Source organism: Auritidibacter sp. NML130574 (assembly GCF_003185725.2).
In the GTDB taxonomy this organism is placed as follows: Bacteria; Actinomycetota; Actinomycetes; order Actinomycetales; family Micrococcaceae; genus Auritidibacter; species Auritidibacter ignavus.
In genome coordinates this window covers 118,185-132,249 of the sequence record NZ_CP031746.1, presented here as the reverse complement: position 1 = coordinate 132,249, position 14,065 = coordinate 118,185, and the positions used below count along the sequence as shown (strand labels likewise).

8 protein-coding genes, 1 tRNA gene and 1 pseudogene are annotated in these 14,065 nt (G+C 58.7%); 4 read left to right on the top strand and 6 right to left on the bottom strand.

Features of this window, described 5'->3' with window-relative positions:
- Positions 1–308: 308 nt before the first annotated feature.
- Positions 309–1,543, top strand: a protein-coding gene (locus DCC27_RS00690; protein WP_110110280.1) for an IS3 family transposase whose coding sequence is annotated in 2 segments (ribosomal slippage) — positions 309–585 and positions 585–1,543 — 1,236 coding nt in all. Because the reading frame shifts where the segments join, the coding sequence is not laid out codon by codon here.
- A 50-nt stretch (positions 1,544–1,593) separates the two neighbouring features.
- Here DCC27_RS00690 and DCC27_RS00685 read toward each other — a convergent pair.
- Positions 1,594–2,265 carry a type I restriction-modification system subunit M N-terminal domain-containing protein gene (locus DCC27_RS00685; RefSeq protein ID WP_199446280.1) on the bottom strand — a complete coding sequence of 224 codons (672 nt, stop codon included), beginning with the start codon at positions 2,263–2,265 and terminating at the stop codon, positions 1,594–1,596.
- Between the two features lie 342 nt (positions 2,266–2,607).
- Here DCC27_RS00685 and DCC27_RS00675 point away from each other — a divergent pair.
- Positions 2,608–2,681 (top strand) — tRNA-Pro (locus DCC27_RS00675).
- Positions 2,682–2,772: 91 nt separating this feature from the next.
- On the opposite strand, the gene DCC27_RS00670 is transcribed toward DCC27_RS00675, so the two are convergent.
- Positions 2,773–4,404, bottom strand: coding sequence for an ABC-F family ATP-binding cassette domain-containing protein (locus tag DCC27_RS00670; protein ID WP_110110279.1), 1,632 nt, complete (start codon positions 4,402–4,404; stop codon positions 2,773–2,775).
- A gap of 335 nt (positions 4,405–4,739) precedes the next feature.
- On the opposite strand from DCC27_RS00670, the gene DCC27_RS12120 reads away from it, so the two are divergent.
- Positions 4,740–4,883 carry a hypothetical protein gene (locus DCC27_RS12120; protein WP_168186046.1) on the top strand — a complete coding sequence of 48 codons (144 nt, stop codon included), beginning with the start codon at positions 4,740–4,742 and terminating at the stop codon, positions 4,881–4,883.
- A 646-nt stretch (positions 4,884–5,529) separates the two neighbouring features.
- Positions 5,530–6,740, top strand: a pseudogene (locus DCC27_RS00665) (IS110 family transposase).
- Between the two features lie 404 nt (positions 6,741–7,144).
- Here the strand turns inward: DCC27_RS00665 and DCC27_RS00655 are convergent.
- The 4 genes from DCC27_RS00655 to DCC27_RS00640 all read right to left on the bottom strand — a co-directional run bounded on the left by DCC27_RS00655 (position 7,145) and on the right by DCC27_RS00640 (position 14,047).
- On the bottom strand, positions 7,145–11,065 hold the full coding sequence (locus DCC27_RS00655) for a DUF4011 domain-containing protein (RefSeq protein WP_110110277.1): 3,921 nt from the start codon (positions 11,063–11,065) through the stop codon (positions 7,145–7,147).
- Between the two features lie 117 nt (positions 11,066–11,182).
- Entirely contained in the window at positions 11,183–12,793 is a 1,611-nt protein-coding gene (gene guaA / locus DCC27_RS00650; protein WP_110100609.1) for a glutamine-hydrolyzing GMP synthase, read from the bottom strand.
- 4 nt (positions 12,794–12,797) lie between these two features.
- On the bottom strand, positions 12,798–13,487 hold the full coding sequence (locus DCC27_RS00645; RefSeq protein WP_110100610.1) for a DedA family protein: 690 nt from the start codon (positions 13,485–13,487) through the stop codon (positions 12,798–12,800).
- A gap of 17 nt (positions 13,488–13,504) precedes the next feature.
- Positions 13,505–14,047 carry a DUF3817 domain-containing protein gene (locus tag DCC27_RS00640; protein ID WP_183145610.1) on the bottom strand — a complete coding sequence of 181 codons (543 nt, stop codon included), beginning with the start codon at positions 14,045–14,047 and terminating at the stop codon, positions 13,505–13,507.
- Positions 14,048–14,065 lie beyond the last annotated feature (18 nt).

Genomic DNA, 14,065 nt, shown 5'->3' with positions numbered 1-14,065 from the left:
TCTTGGGTGCGTTCCAATAAAAACAAGGTGACCGGTGGTTCGTGCGTTCACATCCACGTTACGAAGACCCACAAAAGTTTGGAGCGTGCTTCTATTAGCGATCCGAACGAACCAGACTGGTTCCGGTGACTACACCCCCCTGATCATCAACGACTGGGGGCAACCATCATGCCGGAACCAGCTGGTTACCTACACTGCATATCCTGCCGGAAAACAGTGACACCTAAAAGGTAACGGGGTGTGTCAAGGGTTGTGGACTGAAGTGTCCCAGGTTTTGTTCCGTCTGAGTAGATGGGAAAATCTGGAACATGCCAAGAAAATTTGACCAGGATGTGAAGGACCGCGTGGTTCGCTTGGTGGAGGATCGCATCCTGGCAGAGAACATGTCGATGCAGGCTGCGTGCCAGGCAGTTGCGCCGAAGCTGGGCGTCTCATGGCATACTGCTCGGCAGTGGACACAAGCGGCTCGCCGTGACGGTCGTATTGCCGAGCTGTTGTCCGAAGACCTCGTGGCAGAGGTAGCCAAGCTTCGGCGTGAGAATCAAGAACTTCGCGACACCAACGAGCTGTTAAAGGCCGCGTCGGTTTTTTTCGCATCGAAACTCGACCCAAAACGTCGGAAATGATCCAGTTCATCGATAAACACCGGAATCATTTCACCGTCGAGTTCATCTGCACGACGTTAAACACACACCGTGTTGGCGGCTTCCTTACTTCTCGTGGGTACCGCCAATCTAAGGCTCGGGGATTAAGTGTCCGTAGCCTTCGTGACGCCGCCCTAGTAGAGCGCATTACCGAAGTTCATCAACAAAACTACGGCGTCTACGGGATTCGCAAAATGTGGCACGCGCTGCGCCGTGAAGGAATCGACATTGGACGTGAACAGACCGCGCGTCTGATGCGCCTTGCAGGTGTGTCTGGCAAAGGTAAAGGCCGGTCTCCCGTGATGACACATAAGCCCAAGGGACCCGACACTCGCCCCGACTTGGTGGGTCGTGAGTTTCGAGCCTGTGGGCCTAATCGGCTATGGGTGGCAAACATTACCTATGTGCGCACCAGAAAAGGGTTTGTGTACGCCGGCTTCGTAACTGATGTGTTCTCCCGGAGGATCGTCGGCTGGGCGTTGTCTGACTCGATGCGCACCGAAGCGTTGCCGTTGCAAGCACTCAATCAAGCCATTGTGTGCGCCAAGAAGACCACCGGTCTAGTTCACCACTCGGATCACGGCTCGCAATATGTGAGCATTATCTACAATGCGCGTCTTGCTGAGCATGGAATTATCGCGTCGACCGGTACTGTTGGTGACTCTTATGACAATGCACTGGCTGAAAACGTCAACGGTTCCTACAAAAACGAGCTGATTTATACCAGGTTGTGGACCGACGTGGTTGATGTTGAGATTGCCACGTTTGAGTGGGTGAATTGGTGGAACGAGTCAAGGCTCCACCAGAGCCTGGGCTACCGCACGCCGGCTGAAGTAGAAGCCGAATTTTGGGAACACCACCCCAGTCGAGAAATAATGGAAATCAAGGCACAAGCCTAGGAACAAAACCCGGGGCACTTCACGCAAAGCCCCCGCGTATCCTGCGCCGTCTAGAAACTCGAGGAACACCGAGTTTGGGTAGTTTCCTCGAGTCTGCGTCTAGAACTATTTGTCTGATCATAGACAGTGCGAGAAGCGCCGTCGGAGGTCAGGCCAACGTCCTCGGAAGCAAATAGAATATCCACCATCAGCCGGATCGCATCACGCGGGGTATAAAACGCACCCGCAGCCTTACCCTTCGTGTCAAAGGCCTTGTACATGACGTGCTGGAACAGGTCGCCCATCTGTGCGTCGGGCAGATCCTGCATGCTCATGTCGATGGTGGCGAAGTGCTTCACAACCGGCCACAAGCGGTGCGCAGTGTCAAGGGTCTTCATCTTCACTGCGAAATCGAAGGCATCCAACACGTCGCGCACGGAGGAAGAAAACGCGCCAACGTAGTCCATCAGCGCGTCGTAGACGTGATCGTCGAGCTTGGCAATGGTGGTCAAGTTCAGCCGGGAGCTATTGAAGAAGGACAAACCGAACTTGCTTTGGACCTCCCAATCAATCATTTCCTCGCTGTACCCCTCCGAGCATGCCTCCTTGGGGCTAAAATCCCTACGGTAAACGTACTGTCCAAAAACATTCTCGGGACACGCACATTCCGTCTCGTCTTCTATTGCAACACCACGGATAGACACCACCCGGTTACGCTCGAACAAAGCATCGAACTCCCCCACGCACTACCCCTTCGCTCCATACGAGAAAAGAAGCTTCCCGTTTTGAGAAGAATCTTATAAAAAGACCCCCATTTCCGGGACCTGCTCGCCTCCTCGATTCACTCTTCGCCTGCGGCCTCATCGCCTGGGCCGTGCGACTGCCGCCCTTCATTGGGTTCGTCGCCTCCGGCTTCGCACTCAATGCCGCGGGTGTGAAACATGTCGAGTCCCTCGATCTTCTCGCCGTCATCGGCGTGACCCTCATGCTGTTTTCCATCGGCCTGCGTCTACGTACTGGTCATGACACTCATCTGCGCGGGCCTCATCAGCGCCCTTATCGCCGTTGCCCTTTTTAAAGGGTGGCGGACTGTGGCGCAGCTTGGTAGCGCACTACACTAGGGGAGTAGGGGTCGCAGGTTCAAATCCTGTCAGTCCGACAAAATCTTTAGGGGGCTATTCGTCCAGCTCCCCCATCTCCTTAGCAGCAGCCATCAGCTCTGCCAAAGCTTCAATGACGGTTCCCAATTCTCATATTGATGGTGACTGGCGCATAGGCTTGAGGTGGAGATGGCGTCCGTGCCAGTGTTCAATCAGCCAACGGTCATGACTGGCGATGATTAGGGTTCCTTGCCAGTTGCGCAGCGCTTCTTCAAGCGCGTCCATCGTATCCAAATCGAGGTAGTTGGTAGGTTCGTCGATTATTAGCACGGTTGGACGACGGGCCAATGCGATTGCGAGTTGGGCGCGGCGTTGATTCCCTGCCGACAAGTCGGGAATTGGGGTGCGCCACATAGACGGATGCAAGATTCCTTTCCCAGCCGAGCCAACCCCGTTCCTCCACGTCTGCGATTCAAAGCCTGGGTCTGACTCAGCTGGAAGCCTCTGCAGCACCTGACCGACGGGTTCATCGCGGGTAATGGTGCCCTTGCTGGTCACCTTGGTCGGCGGGTTACCGGAAGCAACCCAGTTCAGCAGGGTTGATTTCCCTGCCCCGTTTGTCCCCGTCACGAGGAGGTGTTCGCCTCTGCTGAGATCGAACGTGACCGGCGCAAGCCGACCTACCACCGTCGCGTCCCTGGCTGAAACGGCCAGACCAGATCGAGGGTCAGTTTCGAGGGAGGGGAACTCCAAATCGTAGTGACGGGGTTTTCGTACCTCGCGCTGGACAAGGCGCTCCAAGCGAACATCATCTGCACGCGTTCTCTTTACCGCTGTCGCTGCCGCCCGGTCCGTGAAGAACTTCTTCTGCTTGCCAACCGCTGTTTCGACCCGGACACCACCGCGGGCAATCTTCATGCTCTCGTGCCGGTGCTCGTGCAACTCGCGCTTTTCGTCCTGTTGCGCGGCGTGGATCTGCAGGTGCTTCTCTCGGGCGGTCGCCTTGGCGGCTAGGTAGTCAGTGTAGTTGCCCGCGTTGCGGTAAACGCCCACTAGCTCCTCACCGTCTACTTTGGCTAATTCCTGCCACACGGTGATATCCATGTCGTAGATAACGGTGGCGGAATTCTCGATGAAAGCCCGGTCATGGCTGGCGGCGAGCACTGGACCGTCCCAGTTATTGACGACAGTTGCCAGGAATTCGATGGCCTCGCCGTCCAAGTGGTTGGTCGGTTCATCGAGGATCAGCACCTCAGGCCGGATGATCAGCAGCACAGCTAGCTCCAACCGCGCACGCTGGCCGGGCGAAAGTCTGACCAACATCCGATTTGCACCAGACCCAGTCAGTTCGACGAGACCCAGCCCGGCAAGAGTCTCGTTCACGCGTGAATCCAATGACCATACATCCAGCGCGTTCAACCGAGCGAGGATCTGATCGTACTCGCCCGCAAGACCATCCTGCCCAGACGCGATGGCCTCAGTGACTTGCTCAAAACGCAACAACAGCTCCCTGAACGGTGCCAGTGCCGAGTCGAGGAACTGCGCAACGCTGCCGTCGAAAGACTCCGGATCGGGAATACGCTGAGGAACAACGCCAGAAACAACTCCTCCCGAAACGGGTATCAGATCACCGGTCAGAATTTTCAGCAGCGTTGATTTACCGACCCCGTTCGGGCCGATTAAGAAGGCTCGCTCACCGGCAGAAACGTGCAGACTCACACGGTCGAGGACGAGACGGGAGCCATAGGAAAAAGAAACATCATCGAGGGCAATTGCGGGCATAGTGATCTCCCGGGGGGGGGTAGAAGCTTGGGTCACTTCTCAGCAGGGCTGAGTGGAGATCACATGTTCACCGGAACTGCACACTCCTCGATTAACGGGCGTCACCAACTGGCAGGGTATGACGAGATTCTACATGCCGAGCACAGGCTAAATCCAGAGATGCTTCATTTGAACTACTCCCTACGCGACCAGTTCGACAGTTGGGAAATCTGGGACAACAACCGATACTTTTAGAGTGGCGAGGGGCAGCCCCCATGGTGGACAGTGGCACGCCAGCGGCAAGGAATGACCAAACCGCAGCCACCGTACAAGCAGCCGGACTTGACAGATCAAAAGTGGACTCCCCGTCAATCTTCCAGGAATTGATAATCGCGCAGGTGGCCCGTCAGATCACTCGGGAGGAAGCGGAACGCCACGAGGCTATCGTCGATATGAACAACCGCTTGCTGGACGGCGCAATCGACGTGGAGCCGCGATAAGCTGCCGAACGCGAGTAAAATCCGGCGCCTACACAAGGCATTGCAGGATCGGGGGCTAGACGTTGGTTTGGACCAGATGGGCGTAGCCAGCGACCAGTGGGGGTTCGCTTCTCCCATGTTGGACAACTACCGCCGGACGGGGAGCCTAAAAGGTGTTGAGCTCCGCTGTACTCATCCGGGCATGCTTCCCTGGGGCTAAAATCCCTACGGTAAACGTACTGTCCAAAAACATTCTCGGGACACGCACATTCCGTCTCGTCTTCTATTGCAACACCACGGATAGACACCACCCGGTTACGCTCGAACAAAGCATCGAACTCCCCCACGCACTACCCCTTCGCTCCATACGAGAAAAGAAGCTTCCCGTTTTGAGAAGAATCTTTCGAAAAGACCCGTTACATTTATTTATAGGTCCTTCTAGGGTATTTCTTAGGTCTATCCAAGGACCTGGTCGCTGGCTCTGGTATGGCTGTGTTGCCCTGTCATTTCATGGTCCGGGGGTGTTGCCGCCAGAGGTCCAGGACGCGCGTTGACTTCTCATAGGGATGCGGCCCAAGCAGTGTGTTGAGGTCTGTTCGTAACGTGGGTGCAAGCATCGGGTGTCATGATCACAGCGGCCTTGCTACCAGCAGTGAGGAAGACTGCCATGACAACAACCTACGATGTGATCCTGGGGCTAGACGTTGGTAAAAGCGCACATTACGGATGCGCCCTGACAACCACCGGCGAGAAACTCTACGACCGGGAATTACCGCAAGACGAAACCGCATTGCAAGACGTCATCGTTCAGCTCCAAAGGCACGGTTCAGTGCTGGTGGTGGTCGATCAGCCTAACACCATTGGTGCCTTACCGATCGCGGTGGCCCGAGACTGTGGCGCCACCGTGGCATACTTGCCGGGGCTTGGCGATGCGCAAGGCTGCTGATCTGTATCCCGGCCGGTCCAAAACTTGATGCCCGGGACGCGTTCATCATTGCTGATACCGCCAGAACCATGCCCCATACGCTACGAGCCGTGGATCGGGAATCTGATCTGTTCTCGGCGTTGAAAGTGCTGGCTGGGTTTGATGATGACCTGGCTCGGGAATGTACCCCAGCCATCAACCGACTACGATCCTTGCTGGTGCACATTTACCCGTCACTGGAACAAGTCTTCACCGGCACCGTCCTCACACGGCCCATGGTCCTGGAGTTGTTGATTCGGTATCACGGACCCCACGGCCTGCAGGCTGCTGACAAATCGGGGGTAAAACGCTGGGCGAAAAATCATGCCCGCAAAGACCCCTCCGCGTTGATCGACCAGATCTTCGCGGCCCTAGCTGAGCAAACGGTCACCGTGCCTGGAACAGCTACCGTGGAACTGATCATCCCCAGGATGGCCGCCCAGATCAAAGAGCTCAAAGCTCAACGCGCTCTGGTGGCCACCGAGGTGGAAGCGATGGTCGATGCTCACCCTCTTACCCAGGTCTTGATTTCTATGCCAGGAGTCGGAATCAAGACCGCCGCCACGATCCTGCTCACTGCAGCAGACTTCAGCTCCTTCCCCACCCCAGATCACCTGGCCACCTACGCCGGAATTGCTCCCGTAACGCGCCGCTCTGGGACCTCGATCCGAGGTGAGTCCCCGGCCCGCTCTAGCAATAAACAACTCAACAACGCCTTATTCCGATCCGCATGGGTGGCCTCCTGCCACGACCCGGTATCGAAAGCCCACTACAACAAGAAACGCGCAGAAGATAAGAAACATAACGCCGCGGTGATCTGTCTGGCACGCCACCGCCTCAACGTCATGTTCGCCTTGGTCCGAGATACCAGCTTCTATCATGCTACCCCAAACAAAGTTCCCCAAGCAGCTTGACTTAAAGCACAGGGGACACCCCCCCGTCGACGGTACTGAGCATGCTCCATCGATGCCAGGTTTCGACGATTCCGAGTGAGACAACTACAATGCCGACCAGCTTGATGAGCCCGGCGACGACTACTCAAACGACAGCATCGTGAGCTAACCCCTCATCCCCAGTGTGGGGGACGTTGCTCCAGCATCCACCGGTCGCGTTCAGACAACTGAGCGTGGCCGGTGGATTTTTTAACGCGCGGAGTGGACACCGGGTGCGCCTGATCTGCGCGGCGTGTTACCTCCGCCGTGAGGTGCTGATCACCGTCGGGGTCAGGTTGACCTGTCGGCCCCACATCCACTCGACGGTGTCCACGCCGACGCGGTTGCGGGCGGTGCTGAGATGGCTCGTGCGGAGTCATCACGGGTCACTGTTCCGTCACATCGTTGGTGTCGGGCTCTTTGCGGTGGGAGCGACTACTGCGCCGGGTGCGTTGTGTCTGCTGATCCATCGTGCCCGGTTGCAGACCGATAAGATCACCCAGTCGGTCCACAGTTTTTTGCGGTTCGGCAAAAGAATCGATACTCCACACCGATACTGGCCGCCAGCCCGCTCGCTGAGCAGCCAGCGGGCGAAGTCGCGATCGCTCACGTACCGAAAGGTGCTGATAGTGGCTACTACCGTCGGTGGTGACCGCCAGGGGGACCGTGTAGTCCTCCCCACCGGGAGTAGGCCGGTAGATTTCTGGATCCGGGTTCCAGATCAGCAACTCCGCATGTAAAGCACCATCGGTGATCACCCGGGCGCCCCGGGCGAGGAGTTCCTCAGCGATCGGTTGCACCAGGGGGTCGGTGGTCGATTTCGTGACGCCGCCAGCCACAGCCTCGGTGTCTGTCCGTGGGGCAGAAATGAGTTCTATCATCTCCCAGAAGTAGCCGGCCCCAGCGGATAAACGAGCGGGGTCGACCTCTTGGGGGTGAATGCAGCTGAGCACCCGAAACGACTCGCGGGCACGGGTTGCCAGTCTCGCGTAGTACTCCACGCCGTGTTGTTCGGACAGTGGCCCAAAGTGGTGTACCACGGTGCCGTGGGAGGTGCGTCCATAACCCAGGGAGAAGATCACGGTGTCGCGCACCATTGACCCCGCCCGCTCCAGTGGTGCGACCACGAAGGGTTCGCCGTGGGGGGCAGTCTCGGCATTGAAGAAGCTGGTGGCCCAGCGGTGATCAGCGAGGTTGACGCGTATTGCTTCGGCCACCCTGCGGGCGTGCAACGGTGTGGTGGTCAACACCGCCACCGAGCGATGGGGGAACGTCTGGAACTGTTCAAAGACCAAATCGACCACACGATTGACTTCAGCAGTGGTGGACTCCACTCCATCGTCGCCGTAGCCCGGGGTACCGGGCGCGGTGAGGTATTCGACCTCGGCCCCTCGGGAGGTATAGGCCCCGGTGATTTCCGCGGCGGTGGCCATTTTGTCCAGTTGTCCGTCATAGAGTTGGGTCCCGAGTAATCGGACCAGCGCCTGGGAGACACCACGGTGCATGGTCGACAGTGCGGTGGTCGGCAACACTCGGCGCAGGGCCACGCATACCGATTCGGTCACGGCTGGTTCGCTACCGGTGGTGGGTTCCACGCAGACGTGGAACGGCTGGGGCCGTTCGGAGACCGGGTCTCCGAAGGCAACCACCTGTTGAGCCCGGGCCATCGCGCCCAGACCCGTGGGCAAAGCCAAGGAACCAGCATCCAGGATCAACACGGCATCGAAGTGCAGTTTCTGCGGGGCTTGCGCCAGAGCCATCGGCGAGGACATCCATACCGGGATCAAGGGCTGCAGGAGCTCGGGATCAATGTCAGCGAGGTTCTCGAGTGTGGTCTCGCCCTCTTTGAGCATGGTCCGTAGCGTCGAAGCGGCAGTCTCGTGAGTGTCGCAGACCTCGTTCCAGCGCTGGGCCAGCGCCCAGTTCAACGAGGAGGCGCCCAAGTCCAGATGCGTCCCATCGGCAAGACGGTACTCGGCTTCTAGTGTGTTCAGCTCGTCGCCGTCCATCACAGTCAGGGTCTCGTCGGAGGACAGCATCGCTTCCAGCACGGACTGCCACCAGGCCATCTCGAGTTCAGCGACCACGTTGTCTGCGGTGACTTCCCGTTCGGAGAAGTCGCGAAGTAGCTCACCGAGCCCGTGTTCAGTCAGCTGATCGACGACCAGGGTCCGTTCGGGCAGTGTCTGCAACGTTTCAGCGTCGTCGACCAGACGTTGGACGACATCGGAGAGATCGTTGATCGACAGACGCGCCAGCTCTTCGGCTCGCACCGCTGGTGTGGCCAACCGCTCTTGGAGCTGGGAAATATTGTCGGTCAGCACCGACAGCTCCCGTTCGAGGGTGTCTAGTCCGGTGGGGATTTTAGGATGGCGTTTGGAGGTGGAGTACTGATTCCACGCGGTGAGTTGTTCTTGGACTTTCTCCAGAGCGTCGTGTAAATCGGGCACCGACACGCCGGGCCGCACGTACTCTTTAGCCACACGACGAAGTTTCGACCGCGTCATCGCCGACATCTCGATCTCGTGATCGCGTCGCCAGGATCCTGACCCTGTGGCAGCAATCAGATCGGTCACCGGCCGATCGAAAATATCGGGGGTGAAGTGGTCCAGGGAGCCGCGCACACTTTGCAGCAGGGAAACTTGGTCGTTCCACTCATTGATGTTCGTCCCGGTCCGCAGGTGGGCATCCTCAGTGGCCTGGACCATCAGCTTTCGAACTCGCGGGAGGTGGTCGTTAATGTCTTCGGCCAGCTGGTAGGCAGCTTCGGCTTCTTGCACGTTGCGTAACCGCGCACCATACCACGGGGATTCGGTGGCGGCCCGTGAGAAGGCACCCAGTCTGGCCGCCGAGGTGAGCTTTTCAGCAATATCGTCCCGTGCGACGGTGGAATCCAGCACCGAACGTTTCAAGCGCACCGAAGTGCATGGTGGCGGGTCCAAGGCGGTGAGCTCAGCCAGGGCGCGCATGGCCTGGTAAGGCGAGCAATTCCACCGCTCGCGCACCCGGTGGAGGCTCTCGGCATGAGCAACCAGCTGATCACGACGTTGCACCAGGGTTTGGTTCACCCGCTGGGTGGCCGGCTCTTTGGCAGCTTCGACACGTAGTAACGCCTGGATCATTTCTTCACGCAACTGAGCGGAAGTATGGGTTGCACTGACGTGGAAGAGCATGCTGGCTAGTCCCACCGCGTCGGCACGACGGTAGAGCTCGTTGAGTGTCGTGGTGCGTTCAGCCACCATCAACACCCGGCGACCATCAGCGGCCAAGGCTGCTGCAGCGGCCAGCGCGGTCTGTGTTTCGCCGGTTCCCGGAGGAGCGGTTACCACCACGGAATGTCCGGAGCGGATCAGGTCCACGGCGGTTTGTTGTGAGGGGTCGAGGTCGAAGACGAGTGGCTCATCGGCGGGGTCGCGCTGGTCCAACGGGGTGAGGTCCACCGCCTCCAGACTCGATTCTTCGGGTTCGACGAGTTCGGTCGCGAATTCGGTGCCGGCTTGCGCACGGTAGAGGTCGCGGAGCACGGGGTGATCAAATCCGGTGATCGCCGAAACCGATTCGTCGGTGAGATCAGCGAAAGTCGAGAGCAGAATACGGTGTTCGACCACCAGACCTCGAACCTCAGAGCTATACTCGCGCATCAGCTCCAGTGCGGGCAGAGGCTCGAGCTTATTGGTGGCGTAGGCGGCACGACGGAACTGCTCTGGGTCAAGTTCTACACCGTAGACCGAGTGGAAGTACCGGGCCAGGGCCGGGTTGAGGATAGCTTGTCCGGTGAGCTGGACGTCAAAGTCTTCGCGTCCATTGCGCTGGCTCAAGCGCACAGGAGCCAGTAACACAGGCGCTGACATCTGGTGAGATGCCCCGCCATCGCTGATCCGCCAGGTCGCAATGCCGGCGGCGACGAAGCCGACGTTGATCCCACGATCTTCAGCGAGTTCGTCGATCTTGGAGATCATGGCGGTGGCGGTAGCTCGAGCCGAGTTTTGTCCGGGTTGATCCCGCATCAGCGTGGAGAGGCGGGTGCGACGTTTGGTCAGAAACTGTGTCAGCCCCGAGGGGTGGGAGTGGGTGATTTCCAGGGAGTTTGCCGTGGTCGGGGCAAACCGCAACATGGTGTCAGACTCTTGCCCGGTCGTGATCTGGTGTAGCCATTGGCCGAAGCTGATCTCGGGATCGTCGAAACCGGCTGTGCTCGGTGCGGAATCATCGGCAATGAAGTCGAGATCGGTGCTGTCCAGTTCCTGGTTTTCGGCGCCACCGAGCTCTGTGTCGTCATCACGACGAGTGGGATCCGTTTCGTTCACAGCAGCCTCGTCCTTCCTGATCGATAGTCCTCGCTGAAACTATCCAACCGCACATTGGGCGAGATCGGGCGGTGAACCACCGAGATGGTCCCAGATTTTCTCACGGGGATCGCTTTATTACTCCCATTCGATGGTTCCCGGGGGCTTGGATGTCACATCCAACACAACCCGGTTGATCTCATCGACCTCATTGGTAATGCGATTGGAGATCTTGGAGAGCACGTCGTAGGGCACCTTCGCCCAGTCAGCGGTCATCGCATCATCGGAAACCACCGGGCGTAGTACGATCGGGTGACCATAAGTTCTGGCATCACCCTGCACACCCACGGAGCGAACATCAGCCAACAGCACGACCGGGCACTGCCAGATCTCCCGATCCAACCCGGCTGCGGTCAGCTCGGCACGCACAATTGCGTCGGCGGCCCGCAGGGTGTCGAGACGTTCTTTGGTGACTTCGCCGATAATACGGATACCCAGGCCGGGGCCAGGGAAGGGCTGACGCCAGACAATCTCATCAGGCAGGCCCAGTTCAGTTCCCACGGCGCGGACCTCGTCTTTGAACAGGGCTCGCAGTGGCTCGACGAGTTCAAATTCAATATCGTCCGGCAACCCGCCCACGTTGTGGTGGGACTTGATCACAGCGGTCCCGTCTCCCCCACCGGATTCGACGATGTCGGGGTACACGGTTCCCTGGACCAGGAACTTCACTGGGGGCAGATCCTGATCAGCGGTTTCTGCCACAATCTCGGCTTGTGCCCGTTCGAAGGTGCGGATGAATTTTTCGCCGATGATCTTGCGCTTGGCTTCGGGGTCACTCACACCGGATAACGCCTGCAGGAAGTCTTCTTCGGCGTCCAACATCACCAGACGGGCTCCCCCGGAAGCGGCTCCAAAAGCACGTTCGATTTCGACTGATTCGTCGTGGCGCATCAGTCCGTGGTTGACATAGACGCAGGTGAGCCGGTCACCAATGGCGCGTTGCACTAGCGCGGCGGCCACCGCGGAGTCCACCCCGCCGGAAAGGCCACAGATGGCTCGAGCGTCACCGACCTGATCCTTGATCAGTTGCACCTGCTCGTCAATAACACTGCTGGTGGTCCATTCCGGACGCAATCCGGCACCGTGGTAGAGAAAGTTCGTGATGGTGTCCTGACCGAAGGGAGTATGTTTCACCTCGGGATGCCACTGGACGCCGAAAATCTTCTTTTCGGTGTTCTCGAAAGCGGCCACACTGGCATGCGGAGTCGAGGCAATGACGGTAAACCCTTCGGGGGCTTGCGACACCGCGTCGGAGTGCGACATCCACACCGTCTGGTCGGCGGGCTGACCCGCCAGCAGTACCGAGTCTGTCGCTAGGCTGGTCAGCGGTGTGGAGCCGTATTCGCGCCGTTCGGTCCGCGCCACCGTACCACCCAACGCCTGGGTAATGGCCTGGAATCCATAGCAGAGGCCTAGCACCGGGATGCCGGCTTCCAGCAGGTCCGGGTCAATTCCGGGAGCGCCGTCTTCGTAGGCCGAGGATGGTCCGCCCGAGAGGATAAGCGCGGCGGGTTTGCGCGCCACAATGTCTTGGACCGGGGTGGAGTGCGCGACCACTTCGGAGTAGACATGAGCCTCACGGACACGCCGGGCAATCAACTGGGCGTATTGAGCTCCAAAGTCCACCACCAACACGGTGGGGAAATCAGCGGCAATGTCTGGGTTATCTGCGCGGGATGGATCAGTCACGTTCTCAGTCTAACTGAGCCGCACCGGGGCGCTGCGCCGTTTTTCGGGACCGGATCTTGTAGACCACGTAGGCGATCAATGCCAGCAGGAGCAACCCGATCACCAGGTATTGGAACCAACCGGCGGCCTGTTCCAGCAGGTACCAGTTCTCCCCGAGCAGAAATCCACCGTAGACAAAGATGGTGTTCCAGATCGCTGATCCGGTCAGGGTCAAGAGCCCAAACTTCCACCAGTTCATGCGCTCAACTCCCGCCGGTAGCGAGATCAGTGAGCGGAAGATCGGCACCATACGACCGAGGAACACGGTCCAATAACCGTGTTTGTTGAACCAGTTTATGGTGGCGTCGATCTCCCTGCGCTCCACGAGCGGCAATTTCGTCAACAGATTCACGGTGCGCTGGTGCCCCAGCCAGGCACCCAGCCCGTAGAGACAGTATGCGCCCAGGACTGATCCAACGGTCGCGAACAGCACCGCGGAGGCCCAGGTGAACTGCGCCTGGTCGGAGGCGGCGCTAAATCCGGCCAGGGGCAGGATCACTTCGGAGGGAATCGGCGGGAAGAGGTTTTCGATCAGCACCAACAGCCCGACACCGGTGGGGCCTAAGGCGTTCATAACCGCCACGGCCCAATCGCCGATCAGGCCAAAAGCAGAGTCGGCGGAGTTGGCCTGGGTGGCCATCAACTCCTGGAGCATGATGGTGTCTCCGATCGTTAGTACCGGCGCACTCCTTCGGGGTGTTCGGCAAGTTCTTGGTGGGTCCGTTGAGCTATTTTATGCTCGGTGTAGAAACTCAAAAATGGCACCACGCCACCGCCGGCCATCGCCAACAGCGTCCAGCCGGACCAGCGCATCAGCGCCCACAGTCGGAAACAACCCACCAAATACACCACGTACATCCATCCGTGGACGATGAGTACTAGCAACGACAGGTTTACTCCGCCCAGCACGGAGTCCGGGGGGTGTAGTCCCAGCGTGTTATCCGCACCATCGAAGGTGGTGCCACCGGCGAAAAGCTCGAGGTCGAAACCGTATTTCAGGATCATTTCGACTACCAGCGCCAGGAGCAAAATACCGGTCAGATAAGCGCAGATCCGGTAAAAGGTCAGGGCTCCACGAATCTGTTTGTGGGTGCCGCCAAAACGGCGTTTGCCCACCGACTCAGGGCGGGGTGGCGCAGCCGGCAGATCCTCTTCGGTGATCTGGTCGGGGTCGGGCAGGGTGTTGGGGTCGATGGGAGGTTGTCTATCAGTCACGATCTGTCACGGTGCCTT

Bases quoted from the DNA above. Each gene is read 5' to 3' on its own strand.
- DCC27_RS00670 (WP_110110279.1), bottom strand. From the start codon at position 4,404: ATGCCCGCAATTGCCCTCGATGATGTTTCTTTTTCCTATGGCTCCCGT.
- DCC27_RS00645 (WP_110100610.1), bottom strand. From the start codon at position 13,487: ATGCTCCAGGAGTTGATGGCCACCCAGGCCAACTCCGCCGACTCTGCT.